Raw genomic sequence first — 22,254 nt, 5'->3', positions numbered from 1 at the left:
GGAGCCGCCGAAGCCGTGGGCCATCGTCTTTGCCGGATGAGGCCCCTTCCTATCGAGCGCGAACGGCCAACCGTGAAGGGAAATGCCGCCCTCCGCCGGAATGAAGACATCGAGCTTGCTAGTCATGGAGCACCACTCGTGTCATAGAACTTGCAACATCGTTTGGGGCCGTCCCCCAAACTGGCGCCTTCTCTTTGATCTACTTCTGAAACTTCGAGATGTTTTCGCTCAGCCAGCCCGCGACAGACCGCGGTGCGTGGCCCGTCAAATTTTCAACCGCTGACGTCGTTTCAGCCAGCGCCGAATCGTGGAAAAGACGATCCAGTCCGACCAGCAAGTCAGCCACAAATTCATTCAACCCCGAGGCGAGCAGTTTTTCGCGTTGCTCCGCGGCGCTCCGCTGCTGATATGTGACCGTCCGACCAAGGAGTTTCGAGATTTCTTCGGCGATCTCAGCCATGCTCACCGCGCGTGGCCCGGTCAAGTGATAGGCGCGCTGAGCAGTCGGGTGCGCATCGTCCAGAAGAGCAACGCGCGCGGCATCGGCGACATCGCGGGTGTCGATCAGGTTCACCACTCCGTCGCCCGCCGCGCCACCCCAGGAGTCATCGGCAACTTGAGCGCCGGCCCGCGCCAGGATGTCGACGAAGGTCGATGGCCGCAAAACCGTGTAGCCGACGTCGAGGGTCGCAAGATGCGCTTCGATTTGCATGTGCCAGTCCATCGGGTGCAACCGAGAGGGCGGCCCCATCGCCGACAATTTCACGATCTGGCCGACGCCTGCGGCGACGGCCGCGTCGATCAGTGCAATCTCGTTTGCAACCTGACGAGACGACGTGCCATGGGCCAGAAAAAGCCGATCGGCACCGCGCAAGGCGTCGTCGAGACTGGACGGCACATCGAAGTCTACCATCGCAAGAGAAACACCGGAGGGCACCCGTTGGGCGCTCGGATTTCGGGTCAACGCCACCAGATCGAGGGGTTCGGATACTAGGCTCGCGAGGAGCGCGGATCCAACGCGCCCTGTCGCGCCGGCGACGGCGATCCGGGGGCGGCTGTCGTTGAGCCGTGAGGACTTGAACATTGAGGATCTCCGTGTATCTTGGAACGATCAGTTCATGATAGTTGGAACGATCGTTCCACGAAGTCAAGCGGGAATTCGATGAGCGGAAAGCCCCAATTCGATGACGACACCGTGATCAACTCCGCGATGGAGATCTTCTGGCGCCACGGCTACGCAGCATCGTCGATCGATCAACTCACAGCGGCGATGGGTCTGTCGCGCTCGAGCATGTACAAGCGGTTTCGGGAAAAGGACGGCCTATTCCAGGAGGTTCTTTCGACCTACACCCAACGCGTCCTGAAGCGGATGAATGCGGTTCAAGCCGGTACGAAGCGCCAGCAGCTTCAAGCTCTCTTTCACGAATTTCTGCCCAGAGACGGCAAGACGGCGCGCCCCCCCGGCTGCATGCTCGCTCGGTCCTGCATGGAAATGACCGATCTGCCATCCGCGAGCCAAGTGATCGCGCGGGAGGGTGTCTCGGGCCAGCGCGCCATCCTCAGCAGAATCTTGCGCGATGCGATCGCCGGCGGAGAATTGGCCCCCACGTCCGACATCGCCGGTCTGTCATGGCACTTCCTTGGCGTGTTGCAGGCCATGATGAACTTGCCGCAGGCCGGCGCCACGTCCGGAGAGCTTCGCCGAGTTGTCGAACTTGCGATGCTGGCATGGCCATCGGCACCATCTGCTGCGGCGCCTCAACGGCCCAGCGAACGGAGATCATCCAGCGCAAGGCCTGGCGAGAAATTACGATGACAGTGCTGGACTGTCACCATATTTCCGAAGCGGGAAATGTCGTCTTGGCGCAGGATCTGCTGCGCTTTGACTTCTCCTATTGAGAATTCATCTTTGCAATAAAATCGGCGAAGCGCGGGTCGCCGACATAGGCGATGTTGACACGCATGCCGGGCCACGGCCGCGAATCGGGGATGAAGGTCGATCCGGGCGCCAGCAGGATGCTTTGCTCGGCAGCGCGGCGCGACAAATCCTTGTCGTCCGTGTCGCCCGGCAAGCTACACCACATGTAGAAGCCGCCCTGCGGCCGGCCAAAAACTGGCAGTCCGAGTTGCGCCAGAATGTCGAACGCCTCTCCGGCGGCGGTCTCGATGCGTCGGATCAGCCGCTTGAGATGGCCGCGATAACGCCCGCTGGTGATCAAATCGTAGATGATCTGCTCGACATAGCCCGAGGAATTGCCCCTCGTGATCATCTTCAGGTCGACCAATGCGCCGATCGTGTCAGCATTGGCAGCGACGAAGCCCGATCGTAGGCTGGCCGACAACGTCTTCGCGAACGTGCCGACATAGATCACGCGCTCGAGTTGGTCGAGCGCGGCAAGGCGCGTACTGCCCGGTGGCATCACGTCCGCAAAGGGATCGCTATCAACCACGCGGATGTTGTGCTCGGCGGCGATCCGCATCACACGATAGGCGATCGGCAGCGTGACCGAACAGCCAGTCGGATTGTGGGCCAGCGACTGGGTAAAGAACACTCGCGCGCCGGTGCGCGCTGCCTGGGCGGCGAGATCGTCCGGATCCGGACCGTCGGCGTTGCGGCGTACGCCGACAAGCTCTGCGCGCGCCAGCCGCAACTTCCCGAACAGCGGATAATAGCCGGGACTATCGACCAGCACCGGATCGCCCGGAGCGATGAAATGGCGGACAATGATGTCGAGCGCGTCGTTGGCGCCCTGCGTCAGCAGAACTTGCTTCGGCTCGGCGTTGATCGAGCGCTCGGCCAGCATGCCGGCAATGCGCTCGCGCAATGGCAACAGCCCGTAGGGGCTGCCATAGCTTTCGGGCAAGACGCGCTTGCCCGGCCGGCTGACCGGTCGCAGATAGCGCCCGACCTCGGAGCCCTCCATCCAGGCTGCGGGCGGCCGTCCGTCGCCGACGCGCACCTCGTAGCGTTTCTCGAGCTGCTCGCGCAGCAGCCAGACGTGATCGAACGTTTCGATTTTCGCCGCGCCCGGCTGCTCGGCGGTTTTTGGGCGATGCAATGAGACATAGAAGCCCGAGCCGGGCCGGCTCTCTACGCGGCCGGTCGCCACCAGCCGCTCATAGGCCTCGACGATGGTGTTCTTTGAGGCCGCGAATGTGTCGGACGCGGCGCGGATCGACGGCAGACGTTCGCCGGGACGCAGATGGTTGCGGTCGAGCCGCGCCACAATGGCCGCGACAATGGTTTCGACCCGCGATCGCGCGCCGTTCGATCGCGATTTTGGCCCAACTGTACCCATCGAACGGATGGTACGGGCCACGCCTAGATTATGCAAACCGTTCCTTGTCGGTACCGCTGTCTGGGTACAATTTCCGCCGGAAGGCCCGACGGGCCACAGGGAGGCGACATGACGGCTCGGCACGGCGCAAATCGCACATCGCGTATCAGCGGATTCCACCTCAAGTCCCCGCATGCACGCCTCGACCAGGTCGCTTCCTTTGCGGAGCTCGATCCGGCTTCCGTGGCGCATCTTGCGAACACGGGCAATCTTTCGCCTGAACTCGCCGACAGGATGATCGAGAACGTCATCGCCACAATGAACGTGCCGATCGGCATTGCCACCAACATGAAGATCGATGGCGAGGATGTCCTCGTCCCAATGGCGACCGAGGAATCCTCCGTGGTCGCCGCGGTCTGCAATGCCGGTCGCCAGACCTACGAGTCCGGCTTCACGACCTCGGTCTCGGGTACGCTGATGATCGCGCAAGTGCAGGCCGTCGATGTGCCCGATCCGCACGCGGCCCGCCTGCGTCTTCTCGAAAAGCGGGACGAGATCAAGGCCATTTGTGATGACTGCGATCCACTGCTGGTCAAGCTTGGCGGCGGCTGTCGCGACGTCGAGGTTCGCGTTCTCGATACGCTTGGCGGCGCCATGCTGATCACGCATCTGATCGTCGACACGCGCGACGCAATGGGCGCCAACGCCGTCAACACGATGGCGGAGAAGATTGCACCGCAGATCGCGGCCTGGAGCGGCGGTCGCGTGTTCCTGCGAATCCTGTCGAATCTGGCGGATCGACGGCTCGCCCGCGCGCATGCGGTTTGGAAGCTCGAGCAGATCGGCGGTGCTTCGGTGCGCGACGGCATGCTCAGCGCCTATCATTTTGCCGAGGCCGACCCGTATCGCGCCGCCACCCACAACAAGGGTATCATGAATGGCATCAGCGCCGTCGTGCTGGCGACCGGCAACGATACCCGCGCGGTCGAGGCCGGCGCTCATGCCTTCGCCGCGCGGAGCGGGCGTTACTCCAGTCTGACCCGCTACGAAATCAACAAGGATGGCGATCTCAGCGGGTCAATTGAATTGCCGCTGGCGGTCGGGCTGATTGGCGGCGCGACCAAGATCCATCCGACCGCGCAGGCCTGCCTGAAGATCCTCGGCGTCACGACAGCCGAGAGGCTGGCGCGAATCATCGTCGCCGTCGGACTCGCCCAGAACTTCTCCGCCCTGAAGGCGCTGGCGACCGTTGGGGTGCAATCCGGACACATGGCGCTTCACGCTCAGAACGTAGCAATCATGGCCGGCGCGATCGGCAACGAGATCGACGTGGTAGCGCGCGCGCTAGTCGAGAGCGGCACGGTCCGCATCGACGTGGCGCAGGCAGAGCTCGCGAAAATCCGGACCTGACCGCCGTCAAGCGCATATAAAGAAAGCAAAAAGCAACAGGGAGGACTTCATGTTCAAATCAAGCCGCGGGCTGCTCGCCGGTGCCGCGATATTGGCGCTGCTGTCGGGTCCGGCGACGGCCGAGATCGCCAACAACACGCTAAAGCTCGGCGTGCTGACCGATCTCAGTGGCCTGGCCGCCGACTCTGCCGGGCCCGGCTCGGTCGTCGCGGCAAAACTCGCGATCGAGGACTTCAAGGCCGAGAAGCCTGACCTGAAGATCGAACTGATGCAGGCCGACCATCAGAACAAGGCGGACATCGGCGCATCGCTGGCGCGCCGCTGGATTGATGTCGATAAGGTGGATGCCATCCTCGACGTGCCGTTCTCCTCCGTTGCGCTGGCAGTGCAAGAAGTGGTCCGCGGCACCAAAACGGCGTTCATCGCCTCGGGCCCCGGCACGTCACTTCTCACCGGCGGGAAATGTTCGCCTAATACCGTGCATTGGACCTACGACACCTGGGCCTTGGCGCACGGCACGGCGCTGGCTCTGCTACGCGCCAAGAAGGATACTTGGTTCTTCGTCACGGCCGACTACGCCTTCGGTCATGCGCTCGAAAGCGACGCATCCGAGGTGGTGAAGAGCCAAGGCGGCAGGATTCTGGGCTCCGTCCGCCATCCGACCGACGCATCCGACTTCTCGTCGTTCCTGCTGCAGGCGCAGGCCAGCAAGGCGAAGATCGTCGCCCTCGCGAACGCCGCTGGCGATACCGTCAATTCGGTCAAGCAGGCTTCCGAGTTCGGCCTGCAGGCCGGCGGACAGGAATTGGCGGCTCTCCTGATGCAAGTGACCGACGTCAATGCCATCGGTCTCTCGATCGCAAAAGGCCTGTATCTCACCGAAGGCTTTTATTGGGACGCCAATGACGGCACCCGGAAATTTGCTGATCGCTTTGCCGCGCAGATGAAGGGCAAGCGGCCGACGGCGATCCAGGCCGGCGTCTATGCCGGTACTCTGCATTATCTGCGAGCAGCCGCAGCTGCGGATTCTTCGGACGCGCAGGCCGTCGTCGCAAAGATGAAGGAGTTGCCGTCGAAGGATCCATTGTTTGGCGAAGGAAAGGTGCGCCAAGACGGCCGCCACGTCCATAACATGTACCTTTTCCAGGTGAAGACGCCGGCCGAATCTAAAGCGCCTTGGGACTTCTATAAACTGGTCGAGACAATTCCGGCGGCGGAAGCGTTCCGTCCGATCGAGCTGGGCGGCTGCCCAATGGTCAACAACTAAGGATGTACTGACAAATCTTCGATGTCCGATACGCTGTGAGTTTGCCGCCTTTGTGCAACCGCAGCAAATGTGAGGACGGCTCCGGGTTGGTAAGAATAATCTTCACGGTCGCAGCATTGGTCGGAGCAACCGTCCCGCCGCTTCGCGATGGACGCGCCGGGTCCCTTATCTTCATGGTTTTCGATGAAAATCAAAAGGCGCCCGACGCGCTGTATCCGAAAAGTCGTCGAGATACTCGACTACTGCGAAACGAAGCCAGTGATCGCATTGTTCAACGTCCCACTTGAGCGTCCGATACCTCGCCGAAAACTCGCATGCTCGGCCGAAAGGCCGAGCGTCCACATCGACGCATTCGCCGTGACGCAGCGACACAAGCCGGGAGACGCAGCCAACTAATACGGTTCAAGCAATTGACCGGCAAACGTTCCTCGACCCTCAGTCGATTTGGCTGTCACCAAGATTGTTCTTACGAAAGCGCTATAATGTCGCGCCGATCTGCCACGGCACGAATTCCGCGTCCCCATAGCCGTTGAGTTCCGACTTGCTTTGCTCGCCCGATGCAACGGCAAGCATCTTTTGGAAAATCTCGAGGCCCTTCTGTTCGATCGACACACCGTCGAGGACGTCACCGCAATTGATGTCCATGTCCTCGCGCATGCGTTCGAACATGGGCGTATTGCTAGCGAGCTTGATCGAGGGAGTCGGCTTGCAACCATAGGCGGACCCCCGGCCGGTTGTGAAAGCCAGCAGATTGGCGCCGCCTGCCACCTGCCCGGTCGCCGAGACCGGATAGTACCCCGGCGTATCCATGAAGACGAAGCCCTTCGCCGTGACCGGTTCCGCGTAGCGATAAACTGCCTGTAAGGTGGTAGTCCCACCCTTTGCCACTGCGCCCAGGCTCTTTTCCAGGATCGTGCTCAGTCCGCCAGCTTTGTTGCCGGGCGACGGATTGTTGTTCAATTGCGCGCCATTGCGCTTCGTATAGTTTTCCCACCAGCAGATCAGTTCTATCAGATCGTTGCCAATCTTTACGTTCGCTGCACGACGCGTTAGCAGGTGCTCCGCACCGTAGATTTCGGGCGTTTCCGAGAGAATGGCGGTGCCGCCATGGCCCACCAGCAGGTCAACCGCGGCGCCTAAAGCAGGGTTTGCCGTGATGCCCGAATAGCCGTCCGAGCCGCCACATTGCAGCGCCAGGATTAACTCCGACGCTGGACAGGGTTCGCGCCGTGCTGCATTGACGATCGGAAGCATGTCCCGGATAGCTGCAAGTCCCGATTCGACTGCAGCCCTCGTGCCTCCGGCATCCTGAATGGTGAAGGACCGGAACGTCTCGCTCTCGGCGATCCCGTAAGCTTGTTTCCACCGGCCGATCTGAAAGGCTTCGCAGCCGAGCCCGACCATCAGCACACCGCCCATATTGGGATTTGCGGCATAGCCCCATTGCGTCCGCTTGAGGACCTCGTAGCCTTCACCATGGTCGTCCATGGCACAGCCGGTGCCATGGACAAGGGGGATGATGCCGTCCACCTGCGGGTATTCCGCAAGAAGGTCCAAGCGCTCAGCTTCGCGCGCGATCAACCGTGCCACGGTCGCAGAGCAATTTACGCTCGTCAGGATACCCAGATAGTTGCGCGTGCCGAACTTACCGCTCGAACGACGATAACCTTGAAATTCGGCGAGTTCATCGGATACCGAAGCCTGGAGCGGCCTCGCCTCGCTGGCAATTGCATAATCGCGCTCGAAACTGTCAAACGCAATATTGTGCTCGTGAACCCACTCACCGGCTGGAATGTCCGTTTGTGCGACACCAATGATCTGGCCGAATTTTCGGATCGGCATGCCTTTTGAAATCGGAACCGTTGCCACCTTGTGCCCTCGTGGCACGCGCCCGCCGACCAAAATGCTGGAGACCCAATCGCCCGCCACCAGATTATCGACGGCCACCACAACGTTGTCATCGGCATGAAGCCGAATGATCCCTCGCGAAGACGTACGCGGCATAGCCATCAGTTGAGCCGCTGACCACTGGCCGAATCAAAAAGGTGGAGCGCTTGCGCGTCAAAGCCGATACCGATCTCCTCCCCGGGCTTCGCCGCAACACGCTCCCTGAACACACAGGTGAGCAACGTCCCTCCCAAGTCGACGACTACCTGCGTTTCGGAGCCAGTCGGCTCCACCACATGGACATTTGCCTTGAGCCCCGCATTCTCGATACGAACGTGCTCCGGCCGAATGCCGATTGTCACCTCGCGCCCGCTCGCGATCGCGGGCGTACCCGCAAGGCTCCATCCCACACCATGGCCATCGATCAGCTTTCCACCATCGATCCTACCCTTGACGAAGTTCATGGACGGGGAACCGATAAAGCCAGCGACGAAGAGGTTCTGCGGCCTGTCATAGAGTTCAAGCGGCGCGCCCATTTGCTCGACCACGCCATCATGCATCACGACGATCTTGTCAGCCATGGTCATAGCCTCGATCTGATCATGGGTGACGTAGACGGTGGTAGTCTTGAGCCGCTGATGCAGCTCCTTTATCTCTGTGCGCATTTGTACGCGCAATTTAGCGTCGAGATTTGACAATGGCTCATCAAACAAGAACACCTGCGGATCGCGCACAATCGCGCGGCCCATGGCGACGCGTTGCCGCTGACCACCGGAAAGCTGACGCGGGTAGCGATCAAGCAGTTTTGTCAGACCGAGGATTTCGGCCGCCGGTTGGACACGCGCATGGATCTCGCTTTTCGAGGCGCGGCGAAGCTTTAACGAGAATCCCATGTTCTCCTCGACCGTCATATGCGGATAAAGCGCGTAATTCTGGAAAACCATCGCAATGTCGCGCTCTTTTGGCGGCATGTCGTTGACAATCTTGTTCCCAATACGGATTTGACCGGTGGTGATGCCCTCCAGCCCTGCGATCATGCGCAACAGCGTCGACTTGCCACAACCTGACGGGCCAACGAGAATCACAAATTCACCGTCCTTGATGTCGATATCGACGCCATGAATAACCTTCACGGTACCGAACGCCTTCGCGATGTCCTTGATTTCAACCGACGCCATGGAGTTCTCCCTTTTCCGCGCTCTTTCGCGTCAAACAGCAGTTACGACGCCCGTGCAGCGACACGCTGCGTCTGCTTGCCGAGACCGGACACGCCAAGCGTAACGACGTCTCCGGCCTTCAGAAACATCGGTGGTTTCATGCCGAGCCCGACACCGGGCGGCGTGCCCGTCGTAATGACATCGCCCGCTTCTAGCGCCATGAAGCGGGAAATGTAGGAGACCAGCAGCTCTACGCCGAATATCATGGTCCTGGTGTTCCCGGTTTGCCGGCGCACGCCGTTAACGTCGAGGAACAGGTCAAGATTCTGAACGTCCGCGATTTCTTCCTTGGTCACGAGCCACGGTCCCAAAGGGCCGAAGCCGGGCGCAGACTTGCCCTTCATCCATTGCCCACCGCGCTCGACCTGGTGGGCACGCTCCGAAACGTCGTGGCAGACGCAATAACCGGCAACATGATTAAAGGCTTGATCCTCGGGAATCTCGTAACCGCCCTCGCCGATCACGATCGCAAGCTCAACTTCCCAATCGGTCTTCGCCGAGCCCTTTGGCAGCATGAAGCCGTCATCCGGCCCGCTGATAGAAGAGACCGCCTTGTTGAACAGGATTGGCTCGCCCGGAATCGGCGAATTCGTCTCATGCGCATGGTCAATGTAATTCAGGCCGACAGCGATGAAATGACCAACGCGCCCCACCGGCGGGCCGATGCGCGGCGCCCCCGGAACGATATCGAGTTGCGACACCTGCAGGCTTGCGATTCGCGACAAACCTTCACGCGAAAGATGCTCACCCGACAGATCCGCAACGATGCCGGAAAGATCGCGGATACATCCAGCATCGTCCAGCAGGCCCGGCTTTTCGGCCCCCGGCGGACCATAGCGCAACAGTTTCATTATTCGTCCTTTGCTCGAATTAGCCGTCAGCCGGCCGCCCAGGCCGTCTTCAGCCGGGTATATTCATGAAGATAAAGACCAGCGCTTGCTGCGCGCAGGACGGGATGATCATTCAGCGAGGCACGTGCGCCCGCCAACGCTTCGACCGAACACGCTTCGACGAGGATGACCCAGCGGGCGGGTTGCTCGATATCCTTGCGATCCTTGCTCTCGGCAGTCTTGGTGCCGGAGGCTTCGTCATCCCCCTTGAGAAGGTGCGCACCCGTAACCTCTGGAAGCGCCGCGATCTTCATCACGATTGATGCCAGTGTCTCTCGCTCGCCTTCCTCAACAGGAACGTCGAATCGCAAGGTGAGAAGCACGCCGCCCGAGCCGACTCCGAAGCTCGCGATCACACGTGCCAGCGAGCGGGACGTTGTCTTGAAATGAGCAGTGGCGCGCTTCGTCCATGACGTCGGCGCGTTCAGCCGATTGAAATAGTCCACACTTTGCGTGACTTCGAAGGTTTGCGTTTCGTACAACGTGAAGAATTCGGGATGCGTCTTCTCGTCGGCGGCGCGATAACGCCGTCCCCGCAGGAAGCCGGGTATGCCCACCCTCTCGGGCATGTGCTCGGACAGATGCCACGCGTAGAAATCCGCGCGGCCCTCATCCGAGATTCCATTCCAGATCGCGATCGCTCCCTCACCGGCCAGCATGTGCATCATTCCTGGTTTACGTGTTGAACTGCTACGGCAAACATTGCGACGGGCGCGAAGCCTTCAAAGCGGGCTTCGACGCGTTGTCCGGCGTTGGCGTGATGAACACCGGCGAAGGCGCCGGTCATAACAATCTGACCCGGCTCCCAAGAGCGCCCACGCCGCGCGAGATGGTTAGCGAGGAGGACAATTGCTTGCAGCGGATTTCCAATCGGATTTCCGCCGCGCGATTCGAGAATTGATTCATTGCCCATGCTAAGAGAAATCCCGATTTTCCCAAGATCGAGCCCGCGCCAATCGTCGCGCGACGCTCCGAGAACTATGCCGCCATTTCCGAGATTGTCGGCAACAAGCAACGGGCGCGGAGACTGAAATCCCTGCTCGGTCCTGCACGACAGCAGTTCGAATGCCGCCATGGCCTCACCGAGTGCCGGCAAGACATCGTCGATGGCGTATTCCTTTCGCGAAACGACAGGCAGCCGATGCTTCACTCTGAACGCCAACTCGCACTCAAAGCCGTGTGACATCCGGCCTTCCAGCGGTACTTTGGCCCCTGATCGAAACACGCCATCGTCGAGGATTGGCGCGGAAATCACCTCGCCCTCGGGTGTCCGGGCGACCTTCCATCCGGCAATCGGCCTGCAGAGCAGAGCCTGAACGAGATCCTGAACGGCATAGCCCTGCTCGGGGCTGGGCACTTCCGCAAACCCGGCAGTCAGCCGCCGACCGCAACCTCGTGCCGTAACGAGCGCTTCAGCCAACTCTTTCATGGCAGAGCACTCAATTGCACGGGCATGCCCTGGCGCGATGCCGACAGGTAGGCTGCCTCCACGACCCTCAGAGCACGCGACGCGTCGCGGAGCCCGGCGACAGGCACCGATCCCGCTCGGGCTTCCTCGAGAACGCGGCGAACAAAAACCGGATAATAGACATCGGTTTCGAGCCGCGCGGGAATTGTTCGCGCTTCAATTTGTCCATCGGCGAGCGTCGAGCGGACAAGGATCTTCTCGTCGCTGGATGCGTAATAGGCATCCGGCGACCTGATCGAGAAGGTAAATTCCCGCTGAATTGTCTTGTCGCTCGGGAAGATGTAGCCGCATTCGATGGTGCAGATGCGGTTCTGCTTCGTCACCATTCGCACGCTGATGACGTCTTCGATGGAATGGCCGTTGATTTCCGACGATGACACCGCGGAAACCGACTCAATATCGTCCTGCGCGAGAACAGAAAACAAATCGATGAAATGAACCCCAAGATTGATCAGCGGGCCGCCGCCGGCCAGTTCCCGCTGCAGCATCCACGGTGTTTCCGCGGCTTCATAGCGCGAGGGTGGGCCGGCCATGAAGCGGAAGCTGGCGAAATCCGGGCGGGTATTCGTGTGTCCGACGATGTCCAGGGTATCGCTCAGGCGGAAGATCAGGGGTACGGCGACATAGAGCTTTTTTGCTTCCGCGCTAGCTACAAGACGATCGACGTCGATCGCTCGGACACCACAGGGCTTCTCGATCGCAAACGCGATGCCGCGCGCAATCAGTTTTCCTGCCAGTTTCGGCATATCGATATGGCGACCAAACACGAATGCAAAATCGACCGTCTGCGCATCCAGAAGGCCGTCCAGATCGCGATAAGCCTCGCAGCCGAGTCGCTTCGCCAAAGCTGCGCCGGTTTTTTGGGCGCTGTCCGTGACGCCGACCACGCGCAAGCCCGGGGCCTCGAGTGCATCGAGATACAGCGGCACGTGCCAATGCGTCGATTCGACGATCGCAATCCTCATTATGCTGCCTCTCGAATTTCGGAGGGATTGATCGGCTGGCCTGTTGCGGCCGACTTCAGGATTGCAGCGGTTACCTGCAGACTGCGACGTGCATCCTCTGCGTCGACCAGCGGCTCTTCATATCCGTCGATGACCCGGCAGAAATGTCGCAATTGGCAACGATAGGCATCCTGGGGCATCACTACGCGCCCTTCCCGACTGATCGGCTGCGTCCAACCAGCCTCTCCGTCGACGCGATATCGCCATAGATGCAGGTCTGGAAACTCGAGCGAACCATCACTGCCAAGAAAGTGGTAAGAGTTTTCCCGGCTCACCAGGATCGCAGGGTTCTCGCCGCTATTCGCATCCCAGGACCAGGGCGATGGGCTGGCGTCACAACCAGTGATCGTGCCGAGCGCTCCGCTTTCAAAGTGCAGCAGGACCGCAACGGTATCCTCGACTTCGTGCCCACGCGCTGACCGACTGGCAGCCGCCATAACGTTCACAATCTCCCCGCACATGAAACGCAGCAGATCAACGTCATGAACAAGATTGGTCAGGACGGGCCCAGCACCAGCAGTCCGCCGCCACCGCGGCTCAAAATAGCTTCGGGGCTTCAAGACAGCCCACAACACGTTCACCGCCAGTAACCGGCCAAGTTCGCTTCTCATAATCTCGCGCGCTTGCTGAACGACCGGGTTATGTCGCCGATGATGCCCAACCAAAATCTTTGCGCCTGTTGAATTGGCTGTTGCAATCAACTCCGTCACTTCGGCCGGGTGCTCGGCAATCGGCTTCTCGATCAACACGGCGATTCCACGTCGAATTGCAGTCAGCGCCACCTTGCAATGCAGCGGCGTCGGAACCGCGACGATAATCCCGTCGACGCGTTGAGCATCTAGCATGTTTTCCAGAGACCGATAGTGAGCTACGCCAGACTCGTGGGCGAGGGCCGCGGCCTCTTTTGCCGAATCAGCAATGCCAATGAGAACCGTTGCGGGCTCTTCGATGCAGTACTGCACGTGGCGGCGGCCGATCGCGCCCGCTCCTACGACACCGATGCGCACGGCCGTCTCGGTTGCGCGATCAACCACCGGCGGCCTCCATCGGCGACGCATCCGCCTTGCGGGGCGCGACGCCCGGGATCCGGTCGAGCACCGAAAGCGTGAGACCGCCGTCGACCATGACATTTTCGCCAGTGACGTAGCGATTCTCTCGGTCGATCAGGAACGCAACTGGGGAATCCGGCACGCCGGCAATCTGGCGGCAGATCGCGCCGCCGATACCCTCGCTCACTCCTGTCACAAGTGCACGCACTATCGATTATCCTTCTGGCTAATCGAGATAGGAGCCGCCATTGACGTTGATGGTTTCGCCGATGACGTAGCTCGATGCATCGGACAACAGAAACAAAACAACCGAAGCAATCTCATCCGGTCGAGCAAAGCGACCCAGCGGAATTCGCGAAATGGTCGTCGTTTGATGCGACTGACTCATCTCTCGCGTCAGCTCCGTGTCGACGATCCCGGGCGCAATGGCATTGACACGCACATCGCAAGGAGCAGCCCAGGCCGCAAGGGACTTTGTCAGCCCGATCAAGCCGGCTTTTGCCGCGGTGTAGTGCGCGTTTCCGATGAAATCGCCTCGCTTTCCAGCGACCGAGGAAACATTAACGACGCGGCCAAAGCGGCGTTTCAGCATGTCCGGCATCACGGCATGGCAGCAGTTGTATGCACCTGTGAGGTGGACATTGAGCATGCGATCCCAGCGCTCACGGGAGATTTCCGGAAACGACACGAAATCGCCGATGCCGGCGTTGTTCACCAATAGATCGATCGCACCAAGCTCGCTTCCGATCTTCCTGACCGCGGCCGTTACCGCCGCGGTATCGCCGACATCGCATGAGATGGCGGTCGCGTCGGCTCCGGTGGAGCGAAGGCTCGCGGCGAGTTTATCGGCGGCCTGCTCGTCGCGGTCGGCGACTACAACATGCGCGCCGGCCGCAGAAAGCACCCGCGAAATGCCCTCGCCGATACCTTTGGCGCCTCCCGTGACAACGGCGATTCGACCGTTGATGCTCGGATCGATCTGAATGGCGCGCGATTCAGGCATTCGAGGTCCTCTTGAGCGCACGGCTGGAAACAAAATCCATCACGCGACGCGCTGGCCAAAGGTCTGCGATCTCGCTGACCGTCGCTGCGAGATCCAGCGCCACATCTTTCATGCGCTCCGGCGTGAAGCGCGAGGCTGGACCGGCGATGCTGACGGTGCCAACCGCAATCCCATCACGGCCGAGAATTGCCTGCGCCATGGCGCAAGTACCGGGCTCGCCTTCTTCTATCGCCATGCCATAACCACGGGCGCGGGTTGCGGCGAGCTCATTGATCAGGGTCGCCTCATCGCGAACAAGGGGTTTGCCGAAACGTACTGGGACCACATATCCCCGCCTCTTGACGAGGCTGGCTGCGGCTTCATCGTTCATCGTGGACAGCCACGCCTTGCCGGTCGCGGTGGCATGCAACACGACAGCCTGTCCGAGATCGGCGTCATATCTCAGGCCGGACAGGGCACCTTGCGATTTGGCAATCCAGTACAGCGTATCGCCTTCGGCGAGCGCGAGACGGACGAGCTCGCCCGTCCGAATGGCCAGCCTGTCCAATGACGGTTGGCAGATGTCAGAGGTGCCGGCCCCCGAAAGCACGCGAAAACCAACTGCAGCAAGCTTGACGGTCAGCCGATAGCGCTGACTGGCATCGTCCTGCACCGCAAAGCGGCGATTGACCAAGGACGAAAGCAGCCGATGCGCAGCACTTTTAGGCATATCGAGGCGACGCGCGATCTCGCTCAGCGGCAAACCACTCGGCTCGTCCGCAAGGAGCTCGATGATGTCCATCACCCGATCGACGAACTCACCCAGAGCCATTCTCATATCCTACAGAACGCCGTTCTATTCGCAAAATGTCATCTTGATGTCAAGTGCCTGTTTTTGGGGAGAAAACCTTCTTATGTCCGCGGAACTCGATTCTATTGACACGACGATTGGAAGGAAATAGAACGTCGTTCCAACAAATAGCGAGGAAACATGGGACCATCGACCAAGGCTGATACAAGGTCGATCGGCCGTGATTGGGCCACGCCGATCATTTGGTTCGGCCCTGCGCTGGTCCTGCTACTGGCTGTAACTCTCTATCCGACAGCCTTGGTGTTGTGGCTCAGTCTCAGCCGCACGCGTTTCTACGACGTCACCGGCTGGGCTGGCCTGGGCAACTACACTGCCGTGCTGACCTCCAGCGCATTTTGGGATCTCACCTTCAACTCCCTCGTCTATGTGACGGGGTCGCTCGCCATCGTGTTGCCGGTCGGGCTGCTCTGCGCCCTTGCGTTGCAAACGATGAAGCGCGGCGCCTCGTCTTTTCGGGCAGTGCTGCTGCTGCCTTGGACGCTATCCATGGCGGTCGTCGGCTGCTTTTGGCTATGGCTGCTGAATCCATCTTACGGCCCGATTAGCTACGCGATGAAATCCGTTGGACTGACGCCCGGCTTGATGCTTGGCGATCCAGGCATCGCACTATTGTTGCTGATCGTGGTGACGGCTTGGTGGTCGTTTCCTTACGTCATGGTGATGATGAGCGCCGCCCTGCAAAGCATTCCGGGCGAACTCTATGAGGCCCTCGATATCGATGGCGGTGGATTCTGGTCGCGCCTGCGTCACGTGGTCTGGCCTCATGTCAATGCTACGCTCGGCAGCACCGCGCTGGCCCTGAGCATCCTGTATCTCACGCTCGTTACGCTCATTCTCGTTCTGACGGGGGGCGGGCCGCTCGGCGCGACGGGCACGTGGAGCTTCGAGGTTTTCGTCACCGCCTTCAGGTCGGTCGACGTCTCTCCATCGGCGGTGATCTCGATCATCGTCCTCATCGTCAATCTACTGCTCGGCCTCGTCTATACGCGGCTGACAGGCCGCGTTTCAGGATAGGTTCACTATGCGCAAAACACCGGCCGAACGCCTGCTCTCGCCCTTGACGATCGGCGTTCTGGTCGCGGTCGTTGTCGGTCCCATGGCATGGGCGCTGGTGACGTCGCTCAAGACCGAAGCGAACGTCATCACATTCCCTCCCTCCTTGCTGCCGTCACCTGCGACGCTTGCCAGCTATGTGGCCGTCTTCCGGCAGCAGAATTTTGTGATCGAGCTTTTCAACTCCGTCTTCTACGCCATCGCGTCGATCGCGCTGACGCTGGCCGTTTCAGTGCCAGCCGGCTATGCCGCATCAAGGCTGACGTTCCCGGCCAAGCGCGCGGTCATGCTTCTCATATTGGCAACCTCGATGATTCCCGGCGTCGCGCTGCTGATACCGACATATTTCGTCCTCGACGCAATCGGGCTTCTAAACAATCCTATCGCAATCATCGTTCTCCAGGCCGCGCGACTTGTGCCCCAGACGATCTGGTTCATGCAGAACTTTGTGGACGCGGTGCCGATCGAGCTCGACGAAGCTACCGAGGTCGACGGCGCCACGCGCTGGCAGACTTTTGCGCAGGTCATATTGCCGCTGATCAAGCCAGGCATCGCGGCGACCGCAGTGCTCGGCATCATCACAACATGGAATGACTACATCACGGTTGCTGCTTTCGCGCCCGACGTCGCCCGCCGTACACTTCAGGTTGCGCTGGTGAACCAGGTCTTCGACAGCATTGGCGTCACCTGGTCGTATGTCATGGCGTTCGCAATCATCTCGTCGATCCCGATGGTTGCACTCTTTATCGTCGCGCAGCGCTGGTTCATCGCCGGTCTGACAGCCGGCGCTGTCAAAGGTTAGTTTCACAATTAGTGCAATTGGGAGGAGAACATGTCTGACAAAAAACATTTGAAGCTGTCTCGCCGTTCGGTCGTCGCCGGCCTTGCCACCGCAGGGGCCGCAACGACGCTTGGGCTTCGGCAATCATCTGCGCAATCCGCCACCGAAGTCAGCTACAATAGCTTCCTCGATCCCGCCAATGCGAACGATCCGCGCTCGGCCGCGCAGAGTCGTATGATCGAAGCTTTTGAGAAGGCCAACCCGAGCATTAAGATCAAAGTCGTCGTGGATCCGGCCGGCGCCAATGGCATTCGCGCCGCGCGCACCAAATCGGGTTCACCCGACGTCATCCGCGTCTCGAACTTCCAGCTGGCAGAGTTTGCCGCGACTGGTTCCATCCTGCCGCTCGATGAGCTCGTCGTCCGCGACAAGATCGATGCCAACGACTGGCTGATTCCACTAGAGCAGACCAAGGTCAACGGCAGACTGTTAGGACTGCAGCAGGATTACCGGATTCCGATCCTGATCTATCGCAAGAGCCGCTTCGCCGATGCTCAGGTGACGACACCGCCGCGTACCTATGACGAGGTCGGTGCTCTCGGCGCCCGGCTCACCAAGAACAACACCATTGGCTACGCCATCCCGATCGGCCTCACCGGGGGCATCGGAGGTGCCCAGGCCTTCGTCGAATTCATATTGAGTTCGATCGTCGCCGGCAATACAGGCCCATTTTTTGCGCCCGACGGCCGCAACATCGACTTCTCAGATGAACGTCTATTGCTTGCCGCCACGACGGTTCGCGACCTTTTCGGCAAGTACAAGGCGTCAACGCCCGTCACGCTACAGTTCGGCTACAACGAATTGCAGGACGGGTTGCGCGCCGGCACCGTAGCATCGGCCTCGTTCGGCCTCTATCGCTACAAGGGCCTGGAGCGCCAGGTTGCCGACAACGATCTGGCATGGGCGGCAGCGCCGTCGATGAGCCCGGCCGACAAGCACGCCGTTTACGGTTTCCAGCTCAGCATCAATGCAAATTCGCCGCGCAAGGACGCCGCCTGGGAATTCGTCAAATACATGACCAGCCCGGCCGCGCAAATGATTGCCGCGCGCGGCGGTGAAGTCGTTGCCCGGGCAAGCGCCTACGATGATGCCTACTTCGTGTCGCCCGAGGCTGCCGATCAGCAGGGCTGGAAGCAACTCGTGCAGCAGCGCGGACGTGTCGTCACCTATTCCGTGATTCAATCAACTTTCAACCAGATTGCCGGAGAGGCCTTCCAGCGCATGATCCTGCGCAGCGGCACTCCGGAAAGCGTGGTTACGGAAATCAAGACCCGTTACGCCGAAGCTCTCGCCAAGGCCTGATACGCCGCAGTGCGTCGCGTCCCCGATTGGGACGCGACGACGCGCGCCCGAACGGCATATTCCTACCGCTCAGCGCCTTGTAAACCGACCACCTGACGTCGCTGTCAAACATGGGCTACCGGCGTCATTGCAAGCAATGGGAAGGGTATATGGAAAAGACGCCAGACGCATATCCACCGGATTGTCGTCTTTTTCGAATTATGGCATTTGGTGACTCAAACACCTTCGGCACATCGTCGGTTGCTGTCCCGCCAAGCTTTCGCCTGGCCCCTGAAGATCGCTGGCCACGGGTGATGCAATCTTGTCTCATTTCCACAGAAGTAATCGAGGAAGGCCTGCCCGGCCGCACGACCGATTTGGAGGATCTTGGAGAACCCGTCCAAGGCGGCGTGACCTATAGCGGCCTGCAGCATCTTCCAACAGCGCTAGCTTCTCATCAGCCCTTGGATCTGGTTATCCTCATGCTTGGCACCAACGATGCCAAGACGCGCTTCGAACGCGACGCCCACGATATCGCCGCGGGCATGAGACGCTTGGTATCCACCGTTAAGTCATTCCAATCAATTGTGGGCTACACGGCGCCAAGCGTACTCGTCATCAGTCCTCCGGCCATTGCGTCCTCGGTCGTCAACGGCCGCCTCGGAGAGATGTTTGCGTGCGGATCACAGCTCACCGCAGCACTGCCCGATCTCTACCGAGCGATTGCCACAGAGATCAGCGCGGACTTCCTCGACGCCAACGACATCATAAGTACCGACGGTATCGATGGCGTTCACTGGACGGTGCATACACACCGGACGTTCGGAACGGCCGTCGCGACCTGGATAGCCGGCAAATATCAACTCTTAATGCAAGAGCCATTACCGTGAGATACCGTCTCTTAGGTCGCACCGGCGTTCGCGTCAGCGAATACATGCTTGGCACAATGAGCTACGGCTCCGACGGAAACACCGGATCGGCCGAGTTCGCTCCGTGGCCGCTGGGCGTCACTATCTGAGCGGCAGGACGAGGATGTCGAGAGAGATCGCTACGAGGCGATTTTGGCACTGCACCTAACGTCAGACGCCTAGGGAGCGAGTGGGCTTCGCGGCGACGAGAGCTAATTTCAACAGGAGAAGCAATCGATGAGAGTCTTGGTGAGTGGGGGAAGCCGCGGGATCGGAGCGGCGGCCTGCCTGCGGATAGCCGAAGCCGCATTGTCGAGGGGCGAGCGTCCGAATATCGCCGTCTGTGGTCGAGAGGAATCTGATCCACAGGAACAAGTTGCCCGTTCGGTGCGCGAGATGGGGGGCGAGGCTATTGCTTTGTCCGGAGACCTCAGCGACGACGACGTGGCCGCCAAGCTTGTAGATGGGGCCGTGGCGGCGTTCGGAGGCCTCGACGCTCTTGTTTGCAATGCCGGCGTAGCGAGCCCAGGGAAAATCTGTGATCTGTCGGTTGCCGAATGGGACAAGATGTTCGCCATCAACCTTCGGGGCGCTTGGCTGCTCGCCAAAAGTTCCTACCCGCATCTGAAAGAGAGTCGTGGCGCAGCCTGCTTCACGTCTTCGATGTCGGGGCAAGTGCCGCACGAGGGGTCGGGCGCGTATAGCCCGACCAAAGCCGCACTCACGATGCTTGCACAAACGCTCGCCCTGGAGTGGGCGCCAGACGGAATACGCGTCAACGTCGTTTCTCCAGGCATGACACATACTCCAATGTCCGCGAAGATGTACGCAGATCCCGTGATCAAGAAGGCGAGAGAAGCACTGATTCCTCTTTCCAGGATCGCCGATCCGAAAGATATCGCCAATGCAATTGAGTTCATGATCAGCCCGCTGTCGAGTTACGTTACAGGTCAAGACCTATGTGTCGACGGTGGTTTTACCAAGTCGATTCTTAGCCACATACCTGGACGCCCGAGTTCAAAGCCGCAGGGGGCTTGACAGAGGTTGTTGTGGGTTCAGTCACCTTGAGAGGCTGCGATTAACTGATGTCGCCACCCGTTTATAGATCGGACGTGCCTCGCTCCGCCTTGCAACGCTAATGGATGTCTAGGGAGTTCTCGTCAAATGATCATCGATACGTTTTCATACATCTGGTCTTCGACCGCGATCGATGCGATGTGTGACCTCAGCCGCCACGGTTTCAGTGTCTTTGAGGTGCCGATCAGTTCGCCGCATTGCTGGCCAGATGAGATGACGCCGGCCATGCGTTCTGATGGAAAGAAGCGTTTGCAGGATTGCGGTGCAAGCGTGAGGTCGCTCAACGCCGGTGGATACGACATCAATCTGGCGAGTCCTGCCGCAAATATGAGGCGTAAGAGCACAGATCACATTAAGGATGTGATCGACCTAGCCTTCGATTGGGGTGCTTTCGACGTGGTGATTTCACCGGGCACACGGCGTCCGATGATTTCTCCATCACTGCCGAAGACACTTGGTTGGCTGTATGAGAGCTTAGAAATTCTATTGCCACGGGCTGAGCAGGCTGGAGTCCGACTTCTCCTCGAAAACACGCCGTATTGCTTCAGGCCTACATTCGATGAACTAGTCGGGGTCGTAAAAGAAGTTAACAGTGAAAAATTGAAGATTGTTTATGATGTTGCGAACGCAGCGTATATTAAAGAAGACCCCGTTGCATGCCTGTTGTCCGGATATTCAGCGATTGGGCTCGTGCATATCTCTGATACGGGCCTCGAGGAATGGGGCCATGATCCGATCGGCACTGGGGCCGTCAATTTCGAAGATCTAGGAAGAGCAGTCGAAGCGACATGCAAAGTCCAGAACGTCGTTCTTGAAATCATTCGTGAGAAGGAGCCTCTGGAAGCAATCAACATGGGAATTGCGGAGCTTCAGAAGAGGGGCTGGAATCTGAAGTCCTTGAGTCGGTAGCAATCAAGGAGAGGTTGCGGCGCGACCGCAGTGACTAGACCGTCGACGTCCACAGCGTCGGTGGACAAAGACTCGCAGGCATCGAACTCCAAAGCTATCAAGCCGAACCATGTTAGTTAGTGCGACAACTCCGGGACTGTCATTCTTCCACCGATGTGGTTTCGGCGCGGCGATCTTCGCGCTCCGACGAAAAGTCTCATGAGGTTTCTGTTGTTAAGCTGGCCATCGGCGTACATTCGGCGCCACCTAGCGGACGAAATCGTAGTTTGGCATACAATGTCGTGCAATGGTGGAGAGACTGGAAGTCAAACCCACGATTCACGACATAGTGCTGAATTCCAATACCAGCCGGCCACCGTCAGGTTCGCAGGGCGCAGCGGCGCAGTGAGAGAACCAGCCATACTCAGCGTCAACCGACCGCTCACAGCGACCTGGTTGCAGGTTCGCCCCGCGGCGGCACACCAAAGCACTCCATAAGAAGTGATTCCTGCCCTGCTCCGCCGCTTCACTTCACTATCAGCGAACGTTCGCGCCCTGGACATCAACCAATGACGACCGCCCACGCTAGACTTCAATAGATTTTTCTTGATCTACCGGTGCACACGTCGTGCACACGCGCCCTTCTAAGTGATTGATAAACCTGAGCTCTCGGTCCAATCCATCATGGGCCAGTTTGAGCCAACTCCAGCGATCGATATCCGATTGGAGCCAATCAGAGAAAGGTTCGTCTCAAAGATGATGTAGAAGACCGTCTTTCACCCCTGCCCTATGAGACCACCGCACGTTCAAATCGTGGAGCCGCCTCCCCGCTCCGAACCTCTAGCGGCTTGGGCTGCGTGCCAAGCGAAATCCGTCGGTTTGC

The 22,254-nt window shown here is 59.7% G+C and carries 21 protein-coding genes; 9 read left to right on the top strand and 12 right to left on the bottom strand.

From position 1 onward, the window contains the following. Positions 1-199: 199 nt before the first annotated feature. Positions 200-1,084 carry an SDR family oxidoreductase gene (locus IVB46_RS42325; protein ID WP_247345783.1) on the bottom strand — a complete coding sequence of 295 codons (885 nt, stop codon included), beginning with the start codon at positions 1,082-1,084 and terminating at the stop codon, positions 200-202. 18 nt (positions 1,085-1,102) lie between these two features. Between IVB46_RS42325 and IVB46_RS42320 the strand changes: the two genes are divergently transcribed. Continuing rightward, the gene (locus IVB46_RS42320) at positions 1,103-1,816 is read left to right on the top strand and encodes a helix-turn-helix domain-containing protein (RefSeq protein WP_247345780.1); all 714 of its coding nucleotides are present in this window, start codon (positions 1,103-1,105) and stop codon (positions 1,814-1,816) included. A 76-nt stretch (positions 1,817-1,892) separates the two neighbouring features. Here the strand turns inward: IVB46_RS42320 and IVB46_RS42315 are convergent, their stop codons facing one another. Further along, the gene (locus tag IVB46_RS42315) at positions 1,893-3,320 is read right to left on the bottom strand and encodes a PLP-dependent aminotransferase family protein (RefSeq protein ID WP_247345777.1); all 1,428 of its coding nucleotides are present in this window, start codon (positions 3,318-3,320) and stop codon (positions 1,893-1,895) included. Positions 3,321-3,407: 87 nt separating this feature from the next. Between IVB46_RS42315 and IVB46_RS42310 the strand changes: the two genes are divergently transcribed. Together IVB46_RS42310 and IVB46_RS42305 are read left to right on the top strand one after the other, a co-directional pair. Beyond that, complete coding sequence (locus IVB46_RS42310) at positions 3,408-4,688, top strand: hydroxymethylglutaryl-CoA reductase, degradative (RefSeq protein ID WP_247345774.1); 1,281 nt, start codon at positions 3,408-3,410, stop codon at positions 4,686-4,688. Positions 4,689-4,737: 49 nt separating this feature from the next. Continuing rightward, positions 4,738-5,955, top strand: coding sequence for an ABC transporter substrate-binding protein (locus tag IVB46_RS42305; RefSeq protein WP_247345771.1), 1,218 nt, complete (start codon positions 4,738-4,740; stop codon positions 5,953-5,955). Positions 5,956-6,432: 477 nt separating this feature from the next. Here the strand turns inward: IVB46_RS42305 and IVB46_RS42300 are convergent, their stop codons facing one another. The 10 genes from IVB46_RS42300 to IVB46_RS42255 are packed head-to-tail and all read right to left on the bottom strand — an operon-like array spanning position 6,433 to position 15,284. Beyond that, the gene (locus tag IVB46_RS42300) at positions 6,433-7,965 is read right to left on the bottom strand and encodes an altronate dehydratase family protein (protein WP_247345768.1); all 1,533 of its coding nucleotides are present in this window, start codon (positions 7,963-7,965) and stop codon (positions 6,433-6,435) included. After that, positions 7,965-9,020 carry a sn-glycerol-3-phosphate ABC transporter ATP-binding protein UgpC gene (ugpC, locus tag IVB46_RS42295; RefSeq protein ID WP_247345765.1) on the bottom strand — a complete coding sequence of 352 codons (1,056 nt, stop codon included), beginning with the start codon at positions 9,018-9,020 and terminating at the stop codon, positions 7,965-7,967. The genes IVB46_RS42300 and ugpC overlap by 1 nt, the downstream gene beginning before the upstream one ends. A 41-nt stretch (positions 9,021-9,061) precedes the next feature. Further along, positions 9,062-9,910, bottom strand: a complete 849-nt coding sequence (locus IVB46_RS42290) for a fumarylacetoacetate hydrolase family protein (RefSeq protein ID WP_247345762.1) — start codon at positions 9,908-9,910, stop codon at positions 9,062-9,064. Positions 9,911-9,936: 26 nt separating this feature from the next. Next, complete coding sequence (locus tag IVB46_RS42285) at positions 9,937-10,608, bottom strand: DUF4286 family protein (RefSeq protein WP_247345759.1); 672 nt, start codon at positions 10,606-10,608, stop codon at positions 9,937-9,939. 5 nt (positions 10,609-10,613) lie between these two features. Next, positions 10,614-11,378, bottom strand: coding sequence for a hypothetical protein (locus tag IVB46_RS42280; protein WP_247345756.1), 765 nt, complete (start codon positions 11,376-11,378; stop codon positions 10,614-10,616). Further along, positions 11,375-12,382 (bottom strand): Gfo/Idh/MocA family oxidoreductase, encoded by a 1,008-nt coding sequence (locus IVB46_RS42275; protein ID WP_247345753.1) that lies wholly within the window; start codon positions 12,380-12,382, stop codon positions 11,375-11,377. Before IVB46_RS42275 ends, IVB46_RS42280 begins: the two co-directional genes overlap by 4 nt. Further along, positions 12,382-13,455, bottom strand: coding sequence for a Gfo/Idh/MocA family oxidoreductase (locus IVB46_RS42270; protein WP_247345750.1), 1,074 nt, complete (start codon positions 13,453-13,455; stop codon positions 12,382-12,384). The genes IVB46_RS42275 and IVB46_RS42270 overlap by 1 nt, the downstream gene beginning before the upstream one ends. Next, a complete protein-coding gene (locus IVB46_RS42265; RefSeq protein ID WP_247345747.1) occupies positions 13,448-13,657 on the bottom strand; it encodes an SDR family oxidoreductase in 210 nt (69 codons plus the stop codon). The genes IVB46_RS42270 and IVB46_RS42265 overlap by 8 nt, the downstream gene beginning before the upstream one ends. Before the next feature lie 39 nt (positions 13,658-13,696). After that, the gene (locus IVB46_RS42260) at positions 13,697-14,473 is read right to left on the bottom strand and encodes an SDR family NAD(P)-dependent oxidoreductase (RefSeq protein ID WP_247345744.1); all 777 of its coding nucleotides are present in this window, start codon (positions 14,471-14,473) and stop codon (positions 13,697-13,699) included. Continuing rightward, the gene (locus IVB46_RS42255; RefSeq protein WP_247345741.1) at positions 14,466-15,284 is read right to left on the bottom strand and encodes an IclR family transcriptional regulator; all 819 of its coding nucleotides are present in this window, start codon (positions 15,282-15,284) and stop codon (positions 14,466-14,468) included. The genes IVB46_RS42260 and IVB46_RS42255 overlap by 8 nt, the downstream gene beginning before the upstream one ends. A gap of 159 nt (positions 15,285-15,443) precedes the next feature. On the opposite strand from IVB46_RS42255, the gene IVB46_RS42250 reads away from it, so the two are divergent. The 6 genes from IVB46_RS42250 (at position 15,444) to IVB46_RS42225 (ending at position 21,392) form a co-directional block, all read left to right on the top strand. Continuing rightward, on the top strand, positions 15,444-16,337 hold the full coding sequence (locus tag IVB46_RS42250; RefSeq protein ID WP_247345739.1) for a sugar ABC transporter permease: 894 nt from the start codon (positions 15,444-15,446) through the stop codon (positions 16,335-16,337). Between the two features lie 82 nt (positions 16,338-16,419). Continuing rightward, complete coding sequence (locus IVB46_RS42245; RefSeq protein WP_247345736.1) at positions 16,420-17,178, top strand: carbohydrate ABC transporter permease; 759 nt, start codon at positions 16,420-16,422, stop codon at positions 17,176-17,178. 30 nt (positions 17,179-17,208) lie between these two features. Beyond that, positions 17,209-18,519, top strand: a complete 1,311-nt coding sequence (locus IVB46_RS42240) for a sugar ABC transporter substrate-binding protein (RefSeq protein ID WP_247457529.1) — start codon at positions 17,209-17,211, stop codon at positions 18,517-18,519. Between the two features lie 149 nt (positions 18,520-18,668). Continuing rightward, positions 18,669-19,388 carry an SGNH/GDSL hydrolase family protein gene (locus IVB46_RS42235; RefSeq protein ID WP_247345729.1) on the top strand — a complete coding sequence of 240 codons (720 nt, stop codon included), beginning with the start codon at positions 18,669-18,671 and terminating at the stop codon, positions 19,386-19,388. A 255-nt stretch (positions 19,389-19,643) separates the two neighbouring features. Continuing rightward, complete coding sequence (locus IVB46_RS42230) at positions 19,644-20,444, top strand: SDR family oxidoreductase (protein WP_247345727.1); 801 nt, start codon at positions 19,644-19,646, stop codon at positions 20,442-20,444. A 126-nt stretch (positions 20,445-20,570) separates the two neighbouring features. Beyond that, a complete protein-coding gene (locus IVB46_RS42225) occupies positions 20,571-21,392 on the top strand; it encodes a sugar phosphate isomerase/epimerase family protein (protein WP_247345724.1) in 822 nt (273 codons plus the stop codon). Positions 21,393-22,254 lie beyond the last annotated feature (862 nt).

The sequence above is a fragment of the Bradyrhizobium sp. 61 genome (assembly GCF_023073075.1).
Lineage (GTDB): Bacteria > Pseudomonadota > Alphaproteobacteria > Rhizobiales > Xanthobacteraceae > Bradyrhizobium > Bradyrhizobium barranii.
Note: the sequence above shows the minus strand (reverse complement) of the source record. Positions and strands in the feature narration are given on the sequence as shown.

Coding starts and splice junctions, on each gene's coding strand:
- IVB46_RS42260 (WP_247345744.1), bottom strand. CDS start 14,473: ATGCCTGAATCGCGCGCCATTCAGATCGATCCGAGCATCAACGGTCGA.
- IVB46_RS42285 (WP_247345759.1), bottom strand. CDS start 10,608: ATGCTGGCCGGTGAGGGAGCGATCGCGATCTGGAATGGAATCTCGGAT.
- IVB46_RS42290 (WP_247345762.1), bottom strand. CDS start 9,910: ATGAAACTGTTGCGCTATGGTCCGCCGGGGGCCGAAAAGCCGGGCCTG.
- IVB46_RS42240 (WP_247457529.1), top strand. CDS start 17,209: ATGTCTGACAAAAAACATTTGAAGCTGTCTCGCCGTTCGGTCGTCGCC.
- IVB46_RS42310 (WP_247345774.1), top strand. CDS start 3,408: ATGACGGCTCGGCACGGCGCAAATCGCACATCGCGTATCAGCGGATTC.
- IVB46_RS42275 (WP_247345753.1), bottom strand. CDS start 12,382: ATGAGGATTGCGATCGTCGAATCGACGCATTGGCACGTGCCGCTGTAT.
- IVB46_RS42255 (WP_247345741.1), bottom strand. CDS start 15,284: ATGGCTCTGGGTGAGTTCGTCGATCGGGTGATGGACATCATCGAGCTC.
- ugpC (WP_247345765.1), bottom strand. CDS start 9,020: ATGGCGTCGGTTGAAATCAAGGACATCGCGAAGGCGTTCGGTACCGTG.
- IVB46_RS42300 (WP_247345768.1), bottom strand. CDS start 7,965: ATGGCTATGCCGCGTACGTCTTCGCGAGGGATCATTCGGCTTCATGCC.
- IVB46_RS42250 (WP_247345739.1), top strand. CDS start 15,444: ATGGGACCATCGACCAAGGCTGATACAAGGTCGATCGGCCGTGATTGG.
- IVB46_RS42225 (WP_247345724.1), top strand. CDS start 20,571: ATGATCATCGATACGTTTTCATACATCTGGTCTTCGACCGCGATCGAT.
- IVB46_RS42235 (WP_247345729.1), top strand. CDS start 18,669: ATGGAAAAGACGCCAGACGCATATCCACCGGATTGTCGTCTTTTTCGA.
- IVB46_RS42230 (WP_247345727.1), top strand. CDS start 19,644: ATGAGAGTCTTGGTGAGTGGGGGAAGCCGCGGGATCGGAGCGGCGGCC.
- IVB46_RS42325 (WP_247345783.1), bottom strand. CDS start 1,084: ATGTTCAAGTCCTCACGGCTCAACGACAGCCGCCCCCGGATCGCCGTC.
- IVB46_RS42245 (WP_247345736.1), top strand. CDS start 16,420: ATGGCATGGGCGCTGGTGACGTCGCTCAAGACCGAAGCGAACGTCATC.
- IVB46_RS42280 (WP_247345756.1), bottom strand. CDS start 11,378: ATGAAAGAGTTGGCTGAAGCGCTCGTTACGGCACGAGGTTGCGGTCGG.
- IVB46_RS42305 (WP_247345771.1), top strand. CDS start 4,738: ATGTTCAAATCAAGCCGCGGGCTGCTCGCCGGTGCCGCGATATTGGCG.